This window comes from Chromobacterium rhizoryzae, assembly GCF_020544465.1.
GTDB lineage: Bacteria > Pseudomonadota > Gammaproteobacteria > Burkholderiales > Chromobacteriaceae > Chromobacterium.
In genome coordinates this window covers 4,879,678-4,896,843 of the sequence record NZ_CP066126.1, presented here as the reverse complement: position 1 = coordinate 4,896,843, position 17,166 = coordinate 4,879,678, and the positions used below count along the sequence as shown (strand labels likewise).

The 17,166-nt window shown below is 63.9% G+C and carries 20 protein-coding genes; 15 read left to right on the top strand and 5 right to left on the bottom strand.

Annotation, left to right across the window (positions count from 1 at the left end; genetic code table 11):
* Positions 1 to 35: 35 nt before the first annotated feature.
* Positions 36 to 932: a 16S rRNA (cytidine(1402)-2'-O)-methyltransferase gene (gene rsmI / locus JC616_RS22340; protein ID WP_404990259.1), complete on the bottom strand. Its 897-nt coding sequence runs from the start codon at positions 930 to 932 to the stop codon at positions 36 to 38.
* 30 nt (positions 933 to 962) lie between these two features.
* On the opposite strand from rsmI, the gene JC616_RS22335 reads away from it, so the two are divergent.
* The 5 genes from JC616_RS22335 to JC616_RS22315 all read left to right on the top strand — a co-directional run bounded on the left by JC616_RS22335 (position 963) and on the right by JC616_RS22315 (position 4,624).
* Positions 963 to 2,045 carry a penicillin-binding protein activator gene (locus tag JC616_RS22335; protein ID WP_227105530.1) on the top strand — a complete coding sequence of 361 codons (1,083 nt, stop codon included), beginning with the start codon at positions 963 to 965 and terminating at the stop codon, positions 2,043 to 2,045.
* Entirely contained in the window at positions 2,045 to 2,380 is a 336-nt protein-coding gene (locus JC616_RS22330) for a YraN family protein (RefSeq protein WP_107800967.1), read from the top strand. Before JC616_RS22335 ends, JC616_RS22330 begins: the two co-directional genes overlap by 1 nt.
* Positions 2,381 to 2,419: 39 nt before the next feature.
* A complete protein-coding gene (locus tag JC616_RS22325; RefSeq protein WP_107800966.1) occupies positions 2,420 to 3,010 on the top strand; it encodes a phosphoheptose isomerase in 591 nt (196 codons plus the stop codon).
* Positions 3,010 to 3,591, top strand: a complete 582-nt coding sequence (locus JC616_RS22320; RefSeq protein WP_227105528.1) for a BON domain-containing protein — start codon at positions 3,010 to 3,012, stop codon at positions 3,589 to 3,591. The genes JC616_RS22325 and JC616_RS22320 overlap by 1 nt, the downstream gene beginning before the upstream one ends.
* 235 nt (positions 3,592 to 3,826) lie before the next feature.
* A complete protein-coding gene (locus JC616_RS22315) occupies positions 3,827 to 4,624 on the top strand; it encodes a DNA-binding protein (protein WP_227105526.1) in 798 nt (265 codons plus the stop codon).
* Between the two features lie 17 nt (positions 4,625 to 4,641).
* Here the strand turns inward: JC616_RS22315 and JC616_RS22310 are convergent, their stop codons facing one another.
* From JC616_RS22310 to JC616_RS22295, 4 genes are all read right to left on the bottom strand, one after another.
* Positions 4,642 to 5,835 carry a sensor domain-containing phosphodiesterase gene (locus JC616_RS22310; RefSeq protein ID WP_107800963.1) on the bottom strand — a complete coding sequence of 398 codons (1,194 nt, stop codon included), beginning with the start codon at positions 5,833 to 5,835 and terminating at the stop codon, positions 4,642 to 4,644.
* Positions 5,836 to 5,979: 144 nt separating this feature from the next.
* On the bottom strand, positions 5,980 to 6,969 hold the full coding sequence (locus JC616_RS22305) for a Tim44 domain-containing protein (protein ID WP_107800962.1): 990 nt from the start codon (positions 6,967 to 6,969) through the stop codon (positions 5,980 to 5,982).
* Positions 6,970 to 7,025: 56 nt separating this feature from the next.
* On the bottom strand, positions 7,026 to 7,727 hold the full coding sequence (tsaA, locus tag JC616_RS22300; protein ID WP_227105524.1) for a tRNA (N6-threonylcarbamoyladenosine(37)-N6)-methyltransferase TrmO: 702 nt from the start codon (positions 7,725 to 7,727) through the stop codon (positions 7,026 to 7,028).
* Positions 7,728 to 7,769: 42 nt separating this feature from the next.
* The gene (locus tag JC616_RS22295; protein WP_107800960.1) at positions 7,770 to 8,519 is read right to left on the bottom strand and encodes a GNAT family N-acetyltransferase; all 750 of its coding nucleotides are present in this window, start codon (positions 8,517 to 8,519) and stop codon (positions 7,770 to 7,772) included.
* 199 nt (positions 8,520 to 8,718) lie between these two features.
* Between JC616_RS22295 and mnmG the strand changes: the two genes are divergently transcribed.
* The 10 genes from mnmG to atpA all read left to right on the top strand — a co-directional run bounded on the left by mnmG (position 8,719) and on the right by atpA (position 17,163).
* Complete coding sequence (gene mnmG, locus JC616_RS22290; protein WP_227105522.1) at positions 8,719 to 10,614, top strand: tRNA uridine-5-carboxymethylaminomethyl(34) synthesis enzyme MnmG; 1,896 nt, start codon at positions 8,719 to 8,721, stop codon at positions 10,612 to 10,614.
* The gene (gene rsmG, locus JC616_RS22285; protein WP_048410014.1) at positions 10,611 to 11,252 is read left to right on the top strand and encodes a 16S rRNA (guanine(527)-N(7))-methyltransferase RsmG; all 642 of its coding nucleotides are present in this window, start codon (positions 10,611 to 10,613) and stop codon (positions 11,250 to 11,252) included. The genes mnmG and rsmG overlap by 4 nt, the downstream gene beginning before the upstream one ends.
* Positions 11,249 to 12,040, top strand: coding sequence for a ParA family protein (locus JC616_RS22280; protein WP_107800958.1), 792 nt, complete (start codon positions 11,249 to 11,251; stop codon positions 12,038 to 12,040). The genes rsmG and JC616_RS22280 overlap by 4 nt, the downstream gene beginning before the upstream one ends.
* Positions 12,041 to 12,045: 5 nt before the next feature.
* A complete protein-coding gene (locus tag JC616_RS22275; RefSeq protein WP_227105520.1) occupies positions 12,046 to 12,903 on the top strand; it encodes a ParB/RepB/Spo0J family partition protein in 858 nt (285 codons plus the stop codon).
* Positions 12,904 to 12,993: 90 nt separating this feature from the next.
* Positions 12,994 to 13,356 carry an ATP synthase subunit I gene (locus tag JC616_RS22270; protein WP_048413015.1) on the top strand — a complete coding sequence of 121 codons (363 nt, stop codon included), beginning with the start codon at positions 12,994 to 12,996 and terminating at the stop codon, positions 13,354 to 13,356.
* Between the two features lie 11 nt (positions 13,357 to 13,367).
* Positions 13,368 to 14,180, top strand: coding sequence for a F0F1 ATP synthase subunit A (atpB, locus tag JC616_RS22265; RefSeq protein WP_048413016.1), 813 nt, complete (start codon positions 13,368 to 13,370; stop codon positions 14,178 to 14,180).
* A 77-nt stretch (positions 14,181 to 14,257) separates the two neighbouring features.
* Complete coding sequence (gene atpE, locus JC616_RS22260; protein WP_019101091.1) at positions 14,258 to 14,545, top strand: F0F1 ATP synthase subunit C; 288 nt, start codon at positions 14,258 to 14,260, stop codon at positions 14,543 to 14,545.
* A 50-nt stretch (positions 14,546 to 14,595) separates the two neighbouring features.
* Positions 14,596 to 15,066 carry a F0F1 ATP synthase subunit B gene (locus tag JC616_RS22255; protein ID WP_048410019.1) on the top strand — a complete coding sequence of 157 codons (471 nt, stop codon included), beginning with the start codon at positions 14,596 to 14,598 and terminating at the stop codon, positions 15,064 to 15,066.
* A 7-nt stretch (positions 15,067 to 15,073) separates the two neighbouring features.
* Positions 15,074 to 15,610, top strand: a complete 537-nt coding sequence (locus tag JC616_RS22250; protein ID WP_043589588.1) for a F0F1 ATP synthase subunit delta — start codon at positions 15,074 to 15,076, stop codon at positions 15,608 to 15,610.
* Between the two features lie 8 nt (positions 15,611 to 15,618).
* Positions 15,619 to 17,163 (top strand): F0F1 ATP synthase subunit alpha, encoded by a 1,545-nt coding sequence (gene atpA / locus JC616_RS22245; protein WP_107800956.1) that lies wholly within the window; start codon positions 15,619 to 15,621, stop codon positions 17,161 to 17,163.
* Positions 17,164 to 17,166: the final 3 nt, after the last annotated feature.

Sequence of the window (17,166 nt, the reverse complement as noted above, 5' to 3'; positions counted from 1 at the left end):
TGTAAATCCTTTTTTCCCCGGCGCTTGGCCGCGGTTCACTCCTGCTTCAATTTAAGCGCCAAGTCGTAGAGCTGTTTGCGGTTGCCGTCGCAGATCTGCGCGGTCAGCGACGCCGCCTGCTTGGTGGGCAGTTCCGCCGCCAGCAGCTTGAGCACGCGCACGGTGTCTTCCGGCACCGCGTCGTCGGCGTCCTCGCGCGCCGGCGCGGCGTCCAGAATCAGCACGATCTCGCCGCGCTGCTGATTGGAGTCTGACTCCACCCACTCCAGCATGTCCTGGGCCGGCAGATTGCGGAAGGTTTCGAAAGTCTTGGTCAACTCGCGCGCCAGCAGCAGCCGGCGCTCCGCGCCCAGTTCCGCGACGATGTCGCGCAAGGTGTCGACGATGCGGTGCGGCGCCTCGTAGCACACGGTCAGATGCGGCGCGGACAGCCATTGGCGCAGCGTCTTGCGGCGCTCGCCGCTCTTGGGCGGCAAGAAGCCGTGGAACAGGAAGGACGGCGCGGTCAGGCCGCTGGCGGACAGGGCGGCGATCACCGCGCTGGAGCCGGGCACCGGCCGCACCGGCAGGCCGGCGGCGCGCACCGCCTCCGCCAGCCGCGCGCCGGGATCGGACACCGCCGGCGTGCCGGCGTCGGACACCTGCACCACGACCTGGTCTTCGGACAGCCAGCGCACCACTTGTTCCGCCATGCCGCGCTCATTGTGTTCGCGCAGGCTGACCAGGCGTTTGGCGTGAATGCCGTAGGCGGACAACAGCTGTCCGGTCACGCGTGTGTCCTCGGCGCAGACCACGTCGGCGGCGCTGAAAGCGGCCAAGGCGCGGGCGCTGATGTCGGCCAGATTTCCAATGGGCGTGGCCACCACATATAATGTGCCGCGACAGAAACTTTCCCTGGCTGATTCAAGCAGATGAGCGAACGAAGTATGCAAAGACTGACTCCGCTGTTGGTTGGCGTCTTGATGACTTGGTTGACGCCGACAATGGCGCAAACCCCGGACTATATCATCCAAAGCAATACCGCGCCGCTCAAGTTGTTGGGCCAGCAGGCGCCGAAACCGGCCGTGCCGGCGACCGCGCCGCGGGACGCCAGCGCGACGGCGGCGAAACCGCAGCCGGCCGGCGGCCGCCTGCGCGTCGGCCTGCTGCTGCCCACCGGCTCCGCCACCCTGGGCGAGGCCGCCGCGGTGGTGCGCAGCGGCGTGGAGGCGGCGGCGCGCGTGGATCAGAACGCAGAGCTGGTGCCCATAGAGGCGTCCGAGGACACCGCCGTGGCCGGCTACAAGCAGGCCTTGGCCAGCGGGGTCAATGTGGTGATCGGCCCGCTGTCGCGCGGGGCCATCGCCGCGGTAGCGCCCGCGGTCACGGTGCCTACGCTGGCTTTGAACTCGATAGGCCGCGAAGTGCCGGCCAATCCGAAGCTGTTCTCGCTGTCGCTGATCGTCGAGGGCGAGGCGCGCCAGGTGGCGCGCCTGATGTACGAAGACGGCCGCGCCAATCCCTTGCTGCTGTTCGGTGCGGACAGCCTGTCGCAGCGGCTGCGCCAGGCCTTCATCGACGAATGGCGAAGCCTGAGCCGCGGCAAATCCCCGATGGCGCTGGAAGCCAAGCCGGACAGCCTGCCGGCGATTCTGCAGGCGGCGGCCGGCGCCGACGCCGTGTTCATGGCGCTGGACGCGCACGAGGCCGGCATCGTCAAGGCCGCGCTGGCGCCGGAACTGCCGGTGTACGGCACCTCCCAGCTCAACGGCCGCGGCAGCGCGGTGGCGCTGGCCGGGGTGAGGGTGATAGACATGCCCTGGTTCCTGATGCCGGAGCATCCGGCGGTGAAACGCTATCCGCGGCCGGCGGCGGCGTTGACGATGCAGACCGAGCGCCTGTACGCGCTGGGCGTGGACGCCTGGCGGCTGGCGGTGCTGCTGGCGGGCGCGCGGCAGCCGCTGGGCCTGAGGCTGGACGGCATCACCGGCGATTTGAGGCTGGGGCGCGACCGCCTGTTCGAGCGCCAGCTGCCGATGGCGGTGCTGAGCGTGGAGCAGCCGTAGTGAATCTTCAAGGCCGGCTTGCCGAGGACAAGGCGCTGGCCTGGCTGCTGAGGCGGGGCCTGACGCTGGTGGAGCGCAACTGGTCCTGCCGCGGCGGCGAAATCGATCTGATCATGCGCGATGGGCGCTACTGGGTGTTTATCGAGGTGCGCCATCGCGCCAGCGCGGCCTTCGGCGGCGCGGCCGCCAGCATAGGGGCGGCCAAGCAAAGGAAACTCATGCTGGCCGCCGAGGTCTATCTGTCCCAAAAGGGAATAGACGCGCCATGCCGTTTTGACGCGGTATTGACCGTGGGCGAGGCGGAGCCGCAGTGGTTGCAGAATATTTTCATGTAGTGCGATGGGTCGACCGACCCTAAAAGATAAGGATGTCCCATGGATTTGATTGACCGCGTCAGCGGGCATTTCCTGGAAAGCATCGCCGTCAAGCAAGAGGCGATGGAGTTGTTGTCGCCGGCGATAGCCGCGGCGGCGGAACAGATGGTGGCTTGCCTGATGAACGAAGGCAAGATTTTGACCTGCGGCAACGGCGGTTCGGCGGCGGATGCGCAGAACTTCGCCGCGGAAATGGTCGGGCGCTTTGAGAAGGAACGCCCGGGCCTGGCGGCGATTTCATTGGCCACCGACAGCTCGGTCTTGAGCGCGATCGGCAACGATTACGATTTCGACATGGTGTTTTCCAAACAGGTCAGGGCCTTGGGCCACACCAACGACCTGCTGCTGGCGATTTCCGCGTCCGGCAACGCCGCCAATGTGATCGAGGCCATCTACGCGGCGCATGAGCGCGGCATGAGCGTGATCGCCCTGACCGGCATGGACGGCGGCAAGGTGGCCGAAATCCTGTCGCCGGAAGACATACAGCTGATTGTGCCGGCGCTGCGTCGCTGCCGGATTCAGGAAGTGCACACCCTGATGGTCCACGCCCTGTGCGACACCATCGATTACATGTTGTTGGGAGGTGAATGATGAAGCGTCGCGTATTCGCGGTATTGCTGGCTGCTGGCTTCAGCAGCGCTCTGAGCGGTTGTTTCGGCGTAGTGGCGGCGGGCGCGGCCGGCGGCGCCTTGGTGGCCACGGATCGCCGCACCAGCGGCGCCTATGTGGACGACCAGGGCATAGAATTGAAAGCCGCCGACCAGATCGGCAAGCTGTTGCCGTCCGCCCACGTCAACACCACCAGCTTCAACCGCGCGGTGTTGCTGACCGGCGAAGTGCCCAGCGAGCAGGCGCGCCAGCAGGCGGAGCTGACCGCGCGCGGCATCCCCAATGTGCGCCGCGTGTTCAACTACACCGTGGTGGCGCCGGCGTCCGGCTTCTCCGAGCGCAGCAGCGACACCTGGGTGACCAGCAAGGCGCGCACCCGCCTGCTGGACGGCAAGGGCTATAACCCGAACAACGTCAAAGTGGTGACCGAGCGCGGCGTGGTCTACATGCTGGGCATGGTGACCCAGGCGGAAGGCGCGGCGGCGGCCAAGGTGGTCAGCGAGACCTCCGGCGTGCAGAAAGTGGTGACCTTGTTCGAATACATCAACGACATCGCGCAGTAAGGCGGATGTCCCGCGATCACAAGCCCGGCTTAGGCCGGGCTTTTTCATTGTTCGGCGGCGGGGCGGCGGAGAATTCCTGGGTTTTTTAGGAAAAATCCTATGTCCGCTCGCCGGCGCTTCTGCTGCAATCTGCCTTGCTGCCGAAACCTCGCGTTTCGGCGCAATTTCTGACGCCCGGTTTTGGCCGGGCGGTACCGGCAACGCAGTTGGCAAAGATGGGCGAGGACGCGGCTTTATGAACCAGGCGGGCAAGATATCGGCGGAGGCGCGGGAGCGCATCATCGCGGCGGCGACGGAACTATACGAGAAGTCCGGCCGCCAGCGGCACCCTGCCGTCGACCAGGTCCGCCAGCTGGCGGGGGTGGACATGGACGCCGCCAGCGTGGTGCTGAAAGACTGGCGACGGGTGCAGCCGGCGACGGCGGCGGCCCTGGACGGCGAGGTGCCGGAAGGCGTCAGCCAGGCGGGGATGGCCGCGCTGGAGGCTATCTGGACCCAGGCCAAGGCGCTGGCCAACGACAGCCTGAGCGCCGCGCAGGCGGCTTGGGAGCGCGAGCGGGCCGAACTGGATCATCTGCGCGCCGAACTCGCCGGCGCTTTCGAACGCCAGGCGGCGGAACTGGACGCCACGCGCCGCCAGTTGTCGGCCTCCCTGGCCTTGACCGCGCAGCAGGCGCAGGACCTGGCGGTGGCGCAACCGCAGGCGGAGGCGTTTCGGGAGCGCATGGACAAGGCCGAGGTCCGGGTCGGCGAACTGGAGCGGGAGCTGTCCGAGGCGAAAAGCCTGTTGTTGCGGTCTCAGAACGAGTTGCGCCTGAGCGCCGCCGACGGCCAGGCGGCGGAAACGGCGCTGGCCAAACTGCGCGGCGAATTGCTGCAATCCAGCGCCAGCGCCGCGATGAAGGCGGAAGTGGCCCGGATCAAGATGTCGCCCAAGCCGGGCGCCGCGCCGGAGGCCGGCGAGGAGGACGAGTCCTTGAAGGCCGCCTACACGCCGCAGCCCGCGGCTGAGGACATCCTGAAGTTTCGCTGATCCTGGCGCGGCCGCCGTCAGTGCTGGGGAATCAGCACGTCGGCGCACAGCACGTGCATGATCTCGTCGATTTCTATCGCCATCGAGATGGTGACGCAGGAGCGGGTGTCGGTCATGGACAGATAAGGCTCGCTCATATACAGCACGCCGGGCTGATCCACCGCGTGTTGAAAGTAGCTGCGCCGCGACCAGACCGCGCCGGTGGTGTCCACCAGCGGCGCGAACTTGGGATTGGCGGCGGCCCGCGGCTGGCGGCTGTTCAGGTTGCGGCCGATCTGGCGTCCGGCGCTGTCCAGCAGGAAGCAACGCACCACGTCCGGCAGCGCCAGCATGGGCTTGGCGGCCAGATCGAACGGCGTGCCTTGCATCAGCGAGATGGCGCTTTGCACGAAGGATTGCCGCGCCAGCTCGATCTGGCGTCGCGTCAGTTTGCGTTTCAGCAGCTCGCGCGCCATCAGCTCGTCCCAGCGTTCGTCGATGCGCGGCGTGATGACGTGGTCCTGATCCGGCTGATCGCTGGGGTGGGCGACGAAATAGCCTTGCACCAAATCGCAGCCCGATTCCAGCGCGATCAGCACGTCCTGATCGGTTTCTATCCCTTCCTCCACCACCAAGGCACCAATTTCGTGCATCAGCCGCACCAGCTTGGCCAGCAGGTTGCGGGTGCGCGGCTGGTGGACGGCGGCGCGCAGCAGGTGGCGGTCGAATTTGACCAGGTCCGGTTCCAGCTGGCAGACGCGGTCCAGATTGGAATGGCCGACGCCGAAGTCGTCGATGGCGATCAGGAAGCCGCTGCTTTTCAGCACATTGACGCCTTCGATCAAGGCCTCGTCCACTTCCAGCACATGTTCCAGCACTTCCAGCACCACCTGGCTGGGGTCCAGCCCGGCGGCCTTGATGCCGTTGGCCAGCGCCATCGCGCGTTCCGGCCGCGATAAGGACGCGGCGTCGATATTGAGAAACAGCCAGCAGGGATGATCGCTTTGCATCTGGCTGAAACGGACGGCATGGGCTTCGCTCACCGCCAGATCCAGCTGGTGGCGGCGTTCGGGCGAGACGACGGAATAAAAAGCCTCCGCCGGCGTCAGCGGGGACGTGTCCTGTCTGGCGCGCAGCAAAGCTTCCATGCCTATCGTGCGGCGATGCGCCAGACTGTAGATAGGCTGGAAGTGACTGCCGAGTTTCAAGCCGGCATGCTCGAATTCTTTCATGGAATAGCTGCCCTCCGTGGCGCGGACTCTACGGCCGGTATTGTTTTTTTGCCTGAAGCAATCGGCATTCCAGTTTAGTGCATCGCCATTAAAAATAAAAAACGGGCCATGCGGCCCGTTTGGATAAAGATGTTAAGAAGCTTGCTACTGTTGGATGCCCGCCACCAACCACTTGCCGTTGGTGCTGTCGTCCTTGATGTAGTGCCAGTATTCGGAGAACGGCTCCGCCGACGCGCCCACGGCCTCGCTGACCGTGCCGGAGAAGCGCACGCTGGCGATGTAGCGGCCGCCTTCCATGCTGGCTTCGGACAGCTGGCAGTCCAGTTGCGGGAAATCGGCCACCTCGGTGTTGGCGGCGATGTCTTCGCGCAGCGCGTTGAACAGATCCGGCGTCATGTACTTGCGCACTTCTTCCAGGCTTTCTGTGCTGTTCAGGTTTTGCAGGTGCAAGAAGGTGGCCTTGGCCTGACGCAGGAAGTGCGGGGTCTCGGTGCCGTCCGGCAGGCGCGCGGGCGCCTCGCTGATCGCGCCGCCGCCAAAGCCGGCTTGCGCGCCGCCCAGGCCGGAGCCGATTTTCGGGATGGAGTCGAAACGGGCCGGTTCTTGATAGCCGCCCATGTTCTGCGGCATGCCCGCTGCTTGCGGCGCAGCCATGGCCGGACGCGCCGCGCCGGCCTTGCGGCGGAAGAACATGTAGCCGCCTGCCAGCACCAGGCCCAGCAGGGCCAGCGTGCCCCAGGGCATGCCGCCGCTCTTCTGCGGCTGCTGACCTTGGGCTTGCGCCGCCAGCGCCGGATCGGCGTTGCCGTTGGCCGCGGCCGGCGCTTGTTGCTGGCCGCCTTTGTCGCTCATGGCGGAGCCCAGCATATAGCCGGCGGCCGCGCCCGCGGCGCCTGCGGCTACGGCGGTGCCGATGCCGGGGCCGGACTTGGGTTGAGCTTGAACCGGAGCGGGCGCTTGCGCGGGCGGCGCAACCGGGCGCGCCGGCGCTTGTTGTTGGTAAGAACGGGTGGGGGCCGAGCGCTGCATGCCGGCGCTCTTGCCTTTACCTAGGCGGGCCGCTTCCGCGAACGGAGCGGCCAACATGGAAACCATGGTGAAGGCGAGCATGATCGTCTTCGCGCGGGTGGTCATATTTGCTTTTTTCCTGAGTGGTTGGTATCGCCCCGGTATGACTGGGGCGCAAAAGATTAGTTCGGGGTCAACGGCTGAATTTCAATGACTTGCGCATGGTTTTTTTCCACGCGGAAACGCACATTCCAGTGGTGCAGCGCCACGCCGTAGACCCGCTGCGGGTCGTCTTGATAGGCCGGGCGCGGGTCCTGGGCCAGCACCTGTTCCACCAGCGCGGCGAAATCGCCCGGCAGGCCGGCTTCGGCGGCCAGCTGCGCGCGCGCGGCGGGGTCCCAGCCCACGCTCAATTGCGGCGGGGGACCGTCGACAAAGCCGCCGCGGGCTTCCGGCCGGGCTTCGACGAAGGGAATATAGGGCTTGATGTCCAGCACCGGGGTGCCGTCCAGCAGATCGGCGCCCTCCAGCGTCAGCACCACCTTGGGCTGGGTGTCCACGCGCAGCAGCCGCACTAGGGACAGGCCCAGCGGATTGGGGCGATGGGTGGCGCGGCTGGCGAACACGCCGACCTTGGCGTTGCCGCCCAAGCGCGGCGGCCGCACCAGCGGCTGCCAGCCGCGCTCGGCGGTTTGATGGAACACGAAGCTGATCCAGACGTGGGAAAACGCGTCCAGCCCGCGCACCATGTCGGGGTGGTCGTAGGGCGGCAGCAGCTCCAGCGTGATGCGGGCGGCGTTGACCAGCGAGGGCTGGCGCGGGATGCCGAATTTTTCGCGGTAGGGCGAGCGGATCACGCCCACCGTGTCGAAGGTGTAGCTCATGGCCGGATTGTAGCATCCGGCCAGGGGCGCGATCTGCGGCGGCTAGCCGACGAAGTGCTTGTTGTAGCGGCTGCTCAGCCGCCCCATGGGCAGCAGCATGAAGAAATCCGCGCAGTTGAAGTCCGGGTCCCAGGCCGGTTCGCCGCAGATATAGGCGCCGGCGCGCAGATAGCCCTTGATCAGCGCCGGCAGCGGCGCGGAGGGGGCGTCGTCGCGGACCCGGTCCAGCGGCAGCGGCAGGTGGGGGAACACCCGCCATTCCGGCGGCGACAGATGCTTGGCCTCCAGTTGGCGATAGAGGCTGACCGCCTGGTGGCCGCCGTCGCTCAGCGACACGCTGGCGCAGCCGGCCAGGTATTGGCCGCCGTGCTGTTGCACGTAATCGGCGAGGCCGGACCAGAGCAGGGCGATCACCGCGCCGGAGCGGAAGTCGCGGTGCACGCAGGAGCGGCCCACTTCGATCAGGCCGGCGCGCAGGTGGGCCAGCCGGGTCAGATCGAATTCGTGTTCGGAATACAGGCTGGGCGCGCGGCGCGCCATGGCCGGGGACAGCATGCGGTAAGTGCCCACCACCAGGCCGCTGGCGGCGTCTTCCACGATCAGGTGATCGCACAACTCGTCGTATTCGTCGCAATCGATGCCCAGGTCGCGGGAGCCGAGCTCCGCGCCCATTTCCCCGGCGAACACATCGAAGCGCAGCTTCTGCGCGCGGCGGATATCCCGCGCTTCACTGGCCACGCGCACGCTTAGGCGCGGTTTGGCGCTCACGGCAAGCTGTTCATTTAGCAGCATGTTTTGCTCCCTTTTGTGGTGAGTCCCATGCTAGGCAGCTTGTTTGACGCGGCGATGTCTTTAATATGACTATCGGGTGACCGGCGCTTGACGCCGTCGTTACCGGCTGGATTTATTGAAATCAACGACTTACGCTGGTTCAGGATTTGGCGTAGAATAGGCCGTTTTTCCGTTCGATTTGCTCTTTACCGACAAAGCCATGATTTATCCGACAAACTTCGACGTGATAGTGGTGGGCGGCGGCCATGCCGGCACCGAGGCCGCGCTGGCGGCCGCGCGCATGGGCTGCGACACCCTTCTTTTGACGCACAACATCGAGACCTTGGGTCAGATGTCGTGCAATCCGTCGATCGGCGGCATCGGCAAGGGCCATCTGGTCAAGGAAGTGGATGCCCTGGGCGGCGCGATGGCGCTGGCCACCGACATTGGCGGCATCCAGTTCCGCACCCTCAACGCCTCCAAGGGCCCGGCGGTGCGCGCCACCCGCGCCCAGGCCGACCGCATCCTGTACAAGGCGGCGATCCGCGAGATGCTGGAGAACCAGCCCAATCTGACGCTGTTCCAGCAGCCGGTGGACGATCTGCTGATAGAGGGCGACCGCGTCGCCGGGGCCATCACCGCCATCGGCATCACCTTCCGCGCCAAGACCGTGGTGTTGACCGCCGGTACCTTCCTGTCCGGCAAGATCCACGTCGGCATGGAGAACTACACCGGCGGCCGCGCCGGCGATCAGGCCGCGTCCACGCTGGGCGCGCGCTTGCGCGAACTGGCCCTGCCGGTGGGACGGCTGAAAACCGGCACGCCGCCGCGCATCGACGGCCGCAGCGTCGACTTCTCTGTGATGGAAGAGCAGCCGGGCGACACGCCGGAGCCGGTGTTCTCCTACCGCGGCAGCCGCGCGCTGCATCCCAAGCAGCTGCCGTGCTGGATCACCCACACCAATGAACGCACCCACGAGATCATCCGCTCCGGCTTCGACCGCAGCCCGATGTTCACCGGGGTGATAGAAGGCGTTGGCCCGCGTTACTGCCCGTCCATCGAAGACAAGATCAACCGCTTCGCCGACAAGGACAGCCACCAGGTCTTCCTGGAGCCGGAAGGTCTGACCACGCACGAGTTCTACCCCAACGGGATTTCCACCAGCCTGCCCTTCGACATCCAGCTGGCGGCGGTGCGTTCGATCCGTGGCATGGAGAACGCCCACATCCTGCGGCCCGGCTACGCGATCGAATACGACTACTTCGACCCGCGCGGCCTGAAGGCCTCGCTGGAGACCAAGGCGATCCAGGGCCTGTTCTTCGCCGGCCAGATCAACGGCACCACCGGCTATGAAGAAGCCGCCGCCCAGGGCCTGCTGGCCGGCATGAACGCCGCCCTGTTCGCTCGGGACCAGGCTAGCTGGTGTCCGCGCCGCGACGAGGCCTATCTGGGCGTATTGGTGGACGATCTGATCACCAAGGGCGTGGCCGAGCCTTACCGTATGTTCACCAGCCGCGCCGAATTCCGCCTGCAGTTGCGCGAAGACAACGCCGACCTGCGCCTGACCGAGATTGCCCGCCAACACGGCCTGATCGGCGATGCCCAATGGGACAGCTTCTGCCGCAAGCGCGACGCGGTGGAGGCGGAGAAGGCCCGCCTGAAGGCCACCTGGCTGCATCCGGCGCGGCTGAGCGACGCCGCCGCGCTGCAAGCGTTGCTGGGCAAGGCGATAGAGCGCGAATACAGCCTGTACGATTTGCTGAAGCGGCCCAATGTCGCCTACGCCGATTTGATGACGCTGCCGGAGGCCGGCGGCGCGGTGGCGGACGAGGCGGTTGCCGAGCAGGTGGAAATTCAGGTCAAATACCAAGGCTATATCAACCGCCAGAACGAAGAACTGGCGCGCCGCGACAACCTTGAAGACGTGCGCCTGCCGGCCGACATCGACTACGGTCTGGTCAAGGGCCTGTCCAAGGAAGTGCAGCAGAAACTGAACCAGCAACGCCCGGAAACCCTGGGGCAGGCTTCGCGCATCCAGGGCATTACCCCGGCAGCGGTTGCTCTTTTGATGGTCCACCTGAAACGCGGCTTTGCCGACGCAACGAAAACCGCATGACACATAACGCAGAACTACAACAAGGCCTGTCGCAGCTGAAACTGGAACTGAGCGACGCGCAAATCGATTTGCTGGACCGCTATCTGGCGCTGCTGGCCAAGTGGAACCAGACCTATAACCTGACCGCGGTGCGCGAGGAAAAGCGCATGGTCAGCTACCATCTGCTGGACAGCCTGAGCCTGGTGCCGCATCTGGACGGCGGCAGCCGCCTGCTGGACGTCGGTTCCGGCGGCGGCATGCCCGGCATTCCGGCGGCGATCGCTCGCCCGGATCTGCAAGTGGTGCTGCTGGATTCCAACCATAAGAAAACCACCTTCCTGCGTCAGGTGGTGGTGGAACTGGGCCTGCCCAATGTGCAGGTGATGACCGAGCGGGTGGAGGCCTACCAGCCGGAACAGAAGTTCGACCGAATCACCAGCCGGGCGTTTTCCGAGCTGGCCGAGTTCGTCAAGCTGACCCGCCACCTGCTGGCGGATCACGGTCAATATGTAGCAATGAAGGGTGTCTATCCTTACGAGGAAATCGCCTTGTTGCCGCAGGGTACGGTGGTTTCCGAAGTATTGCCGGTGACAGTGCCGGGCCTGGATGCCGAACGGCACCTGGTGAGAATGCGCCTGGAAGGGGTGGGTGCGCAATGAATTCAAGGGTGATCGCGGTCGCCAACCAGAAGGGCGGGGTCGGCAAGACCACGACTGTGGTGAATCTGGCGGCGGGCCTGGCCGACTTGGGCCGGCGCGTGCTGATTGTCGATCTCGACCCGCAGGGCAATGCCACCATGGGTAGCGGCATCGCCAAGCAATCCCTGAAACTGTCCGGCTACGACGTGCTGCTGGGCGAGGCTTCGATCGAAGACGCGCGCCAGCCGGCGAAGGAGGGCGGTTACGACGTGCTGCCCGCCAACCGCGATCTGGGCGGCGCGGAGCTGGAGCTGGTCAACGAGCTGGCGCGCGAAGCGCGGCTGAAGAACGCGCTGCAGGCGGTGGAGGAGCAGTACGACTACGTGCTGATAGACTGCCCGCCCTCGCTGAACCTGCTGACCCTGAACGGGCTGGTGGCGGCGCACAGCGTGCTGATCCCGATGGTGTGCGAATACTACGCGCTGGAAGGCCTGTCCGATCTGGTGGCGACCTTGCGCAAGGTGCGGGTGGCGGTGAATCCCAAGATCGAGATCATGGGCCTGCTGCGCACCATGTTCGACGCGCGCAATAATTTGTCGCAGCAGGTCTCCGAGCAACTGGCCCGCCATTTCGGCGCCAAGGTGTTCGACACCGTGATACCGCGCAATGTGCGGCTGGCGGAAGCGCCCAGCCACGGCTTGCCCGGCCTGGTCTACGATCGCGCCTCGCGCGGCGCGCAAGCCTATCTTGCGCTGGCGCAAGAGCTGGCGGACAGGCTAGAGCCCGCAACCACAACCCCCTCCGTCTAAGCGATATGGCCAAATTAAAAGGATTGGGGCGCGGCCTGGACGCGCTCCTGTCCACTGCCGAGACAGTGGACGACAGATTGACTTCCCTTCCCATCGACAGCATCCGTCCCGGCAAATACCAGCCGCGCAGCTTCATGGACGAGGGCGCGCTGGACGAACTGGCCGCGTCCATTCGCTCCCAAGGCGTGATCCAGCCGCTGGTGGTGCGCGAAATCGGCTTTGGCGATTACGAACTGATCGCCGGCGAGCGGCGCTGGCGCGCCTCGCGCAAGGCCGGCTTGTCCGAAGTGCCCGCGGTGATCAAGAGCGTGCCGGACGAAGCGGCGCTGGCGATGGCGCTGATCGAAAACATTCAGCGCCAGGAGTTGGATCCCATCGAGGAGGCCCAGGGCCTCAAGCGCCTGATCGACGAGTTCGGCCTGACCCACGAGGCCGCGGCCGACGCGGTGGGCCGTTCGCGCAGCGCGGTCAGCAATCTATTGCGTCTGCTGGCCCTGCCGGAGCCGGTACAGACCATGCTGCATCAGGGGCGGCTGGAGATGGGCCATGCGCGCGCCTTGCTGGCGCTGCCGGTGGTTGAGCAGCTGGGCCTGGCGCAGGAGGTGGGTGAGAAAGGCCTGTCCGTGCGCGAGGTGGAGCGCAGGGTACAGCAGAAAGCTGTGGAAAAAACCACAGTTGCACCGCAGCAAAAACAGACAGACCCGGACGTGAGCCGGCTGGCGGAACAGGTGTCGGAACGCATAGGCGCGCGCGTCAGCATCCGTCACGCAAACCGCGGCAACGGCAGGCTGGTCATAGAATATGCAACGCTGGACGAGCTGGAAGGCTTGTTGGAAAAGCTGCAGAAAACTTCAAGCAAATGAGACTGTTGCAACGCAGCATGTCAATGACAGGCAAGTTGACGCAAATCAAGCGTGAAGCCTATAATTCGGCGGTTTTTTTGCTGGGTAAACATGGTTAATCCAGAAGTTAAGCGTATACTGCGCCTGCAGTGCACCCTGGTGGGGGTCGCGCTGCTGATCGGAATGGTTGCAGGGGGAGGAAACCTGGCCGTTCCGGTTTCTGTCTTGCTTGGCGGATTGTCGGCCTTGGTGCCGGCTCTGGTGTACGCCAGAATCGCCTACGCCAAGCGCCATGTCGCTCCCGCGGAACTGATGAAAGCGCATTTCAGGGCAGAGGCCGTCAAATACGTCCTCACCATCCTGATATTTGGTGCGACTTTGGTATTTTTCAAGGATTTATCGATAGTCGGTCTTTTTGGCGGATTTTTTGCCGCCGTATCCGGCTACTGGTTCGGGCTTTTAATCAAAAATTGAGAAAATGAGCGATGGCAAGCAACGCAACTGACTACATCAAGCACCACCTCACCTTCTGGAATTCGGATCCTTCCGCCGGCTTCTGGAGCCTGCACCTTGATACCTTCTCCATTTCGCTGGTTCTCGCCTTCATCTTCGCCGGCGTGTTCGCTGTCGTGGCGCGCAAGGCCAAGCTGGAGAATCCGGGCCGGCTGCAGCTGTTTGTGGAAAGCATCGTGGAGATGGTGGACAAGCAGGTGCGCGACGTATTCCACGGCCAGAGCAAGGTGATCGCTCCGCTGGCGCTGACCATTTTCTGCTGGATCTTCCTGATGAACTTCATGGACCTGCTGCCGGTGGATCTGCTGCCGACGCTGGCCCAGTGGGTGGGTTACACCTTCTTCGGCGCCGAGCCGCATCATGTTTACTTCCGCGTCGTGCCGTCCGCCGACGTGAACGCCACCTTCGCGATGTCCTTGTCCGTGATGTTCTGCATCATCGGCTTCTCCATCAGCGCCAAGGGCGTGGGCGGTTACACCAAAGAACTGTTCACCGCGCCTTTCCACGCGGAAGGCACCGTGGGCAAGATCCTGCTGGCTCCGGCCAACTTCCTGTTGCAGATGGTGGAACTGCTGGCCAAGCCGATTTCGCTGTCCCTGCGTTTGTTCGGCAATATGTACGCCGGCGAAATGATCTTCATCCTGATCGCGCTGCTGCCCTGGGGCCTGCAATGGCTGCTGGGTGCGCCGTGGGCGATCTTCCATATCCTGATCATCACCCTGCAGGCCTTCGTGTTCATGATGCTGACCATCGTGTACCTGAGCCTGGCGGTGGAAGCGCACTAATACCGGTTTCTTTGTTTTACCTTTGTTTTTTTAGCTTTTTTACCAACCATCCTTGATTAAGTCTTAGGAGATACACAATGGAAGCACTCGTTTCTCAGATCCAGTCCATGACCGTACTGGCCGCTGCCCTGATCATTGGCCTGGGCGCCATCGGTACTGCTCTGGGTTTTGCCATCCTGGGTGGCAAATTCCTCGAGTCCTCCGCCCGTCAACCGGAAATGATCCCGGTTCTGCAAACCAAACTGTTCATTCTGGCCGGTCTGCTTGACGCCATCTCCATGATCGGTGTTGGTATCGCCATGCTGTACACCTTCAATAACCCGTTCCTGTCCGCCGCCCTGGCCGCTCTGAAAGCCGGCGCTTAATTTTTAAGCGGAATTGGTTGTTGCAGTAATACTACTGGAGGAAAACAAGCGTGGAATTCAACGTAACACTACTGGGCCAGGCGATCACGTTCGCCATCCTGGTATGGTTCACCATGAAGTTTGTTTGGCCTCCGCTTACCAACATGATGGATGAGCGCGCCAAGCGCATCGCAGACGGCCTGGCCGCCGGCGAGCGTGGCAAGCAAGATCTGGAAGCCGCTGAAAAGCGCGTTGCGGACGAACTCCGCAAGGCCAAACAGCAAGCGACCGAAATCGTGATGGCCGCTGAAAAGCGCGCCAGCCAGATCGTGGATGAAGCCAAGGATGCCGCACGCGTTGAAGGCGCGCGCATTGTGGCCGACGCCAAGTCTGAGATCGATCAGGAAGTCCTGCGCGCCAAGGAAACCCTGCGCGCGCAAGTGGCCGACCTGGCGGTTGCGGGCGCAGAGAAGATCCTGCGCAAAGAGATCGACTCGGCCAAGCACGCTGATCTGCTTGCCTCCATCAAAGCGGAGTTTTAATTAACTCATGGCAGAACTCATTACCGTAGCTAGGCCCTATGCCGAAGCGGTATACAGCCTCGCCACCGAGCAGCACGCCACCCAGCAATGGTCGGAATCGCTGTCGTGGCTGGCTGCCATGGTGAAGAACCCGGATTTGGAAGCCGTCATCACCAATCCGAAACATACCGCACAAGAGCTTGAGGCGCTGATGCTGGATGTTCTGGGCGCGCGCGGCAACGAAGACGTAAAACGTTTTCTGGCCGCGCTGATCGAGAACAACCGTTTGACGCTGCTGCCGCAAATCGCCGAACAGTTTGAAGTGTTCAAGGCGCAAGCGGAAGGCGTTGTGGATGCCGTGGTGGAAACGGCGTTTGCAATGAACGATGCACAGCAAGCCGAACTGACCGACACGCTTTCCAAGAAGTACGGCAAATCCGTACGGATTGATGTGCGTGACAACCCTGACCTGATCGGCGGGGTTCGTGTGTTGGTAGGCGACGATGTCATCGACGCTTCCGTGCGCGGCAAACTGCAAGCCATGGCAGTAAGCCTCAAGAATTAGGAGAGATCATGCAGTTGAACCCCTCTGAAATCAGCGATCTGATCAAGGCGAAGATTCAGAACCTGGCCGAAGGCGCAGAAACCCGTACCAAAGGTACCGTGATTTCCGTGACCGACGGCATCGTTCGTATCCATGGCCTGGCAGACGTGATGCAGGGTGAAATGCTCGAATTCCCGGGCAACACCTTCGGCCTCGCGATGAACCTGGAGCGCGACTCTGTCGGCGCCGTGGTTCTGGGCGAGTACGAGCACATCTCGGAAGGCGACGAAGTTACTTGTACCGGTCGCATTCTGGAAGTTCCGGTAGGTCCGGAACTGGTTGGCCGCGTGGTCAACGCCCTGGGTCAGCCTATCGACGGCAAGGGCCCGGTTAACGCCAAGCTGTCCAGCCCGATCGAAAAGATCGCGCCGGGCGTGATTGCGCGTCAATCGGTATCCCAGCCGATGCAGACCGGCCTGAAGGCCATCGACTCGATGGTTCCGGTTGGCCGCGGTCAGCGCGAGCTGATCATCGGCGACCGCCAGACCGGCAAGACCGCGGTGGCGCTGGATGCGATCATCAACCAAAAAGGCACCGGCGTAGTGTGCATCTACGTGGCGATTGGCCAAAAGGCCTCCTCCATCGCCAACGTGGTGCGCAAGCTGGAAGAACACGGCGCGCTGGGCCACACCATCGTGGTGGCCGCGACCGCTTCCGAAGCCGCCGCGCTGCAGTTCATCGCCCCGTACTCCGGCTGCGCGATGGGCGAATACTTCCGCGACATCGGCGAAGACGCGCTGATCGTGTACGACGACCTGTCCAAGCAGGCTGTCGCCTACCGTCAGATTTCGCTGCTGCTGCGCCGTCCGCCGGGCCGCGAAGCCTACCCCGGCGACGTGTTCTATCTGCACTCCCGTCTGCTGGAACGCGCTTCCCGCATCAATGAAGACGAAGTGGCCAAGCTGACCAACGGCGAAGTGAAAGGCAAGACCGGTTCCCTGACCGCGCTGCCTATCATCGAAACCCAGGCCGGCGACGTTTCCGCCTTCGTGCCGACCAACGTGATCTCGATCACCGACGGTCAGATCTTCCTGGAAACCGACCTCTTCAACGCAGGCATCCGCCCGGCCATCAACGCCGGTATCTCGGTATCCCGCGTTGGCGGCGCCGCGCAGACCAAGGTGATCAAGAAGCTGGGCGGCGGTATCCGTCTGGCCCTGGCCCAGTACCGTGAATTGGCTGCGTTCTCGCAGTTCGCTTCCGATCTGGACGAGGCTACCCGCAAGCAACTGCAACACGGCGAAGTGGTTACCGAGCTGATGAAGCAGAAGCAGTTCCTGCCGCTGGCCACCGCCGAAATGGCGTTGACCCTGTGGGCGGTGAACAAGGGCAGCTACGAAGACGTTCCGGTGAAGAAAGCCCTGGCTTTCGAAGCGGCGTTCCTCGCCTATGTGCGCGCGAACCACCACGACGTGTTGGCCGCGGTGAACGCTTCCGGCGATCTGTCCGGCGACAACGAGAAAATCCTGGCCAAGGCGATGGAATCGTTCAAGGCTGGCTTCAGCTACAACTGAGTC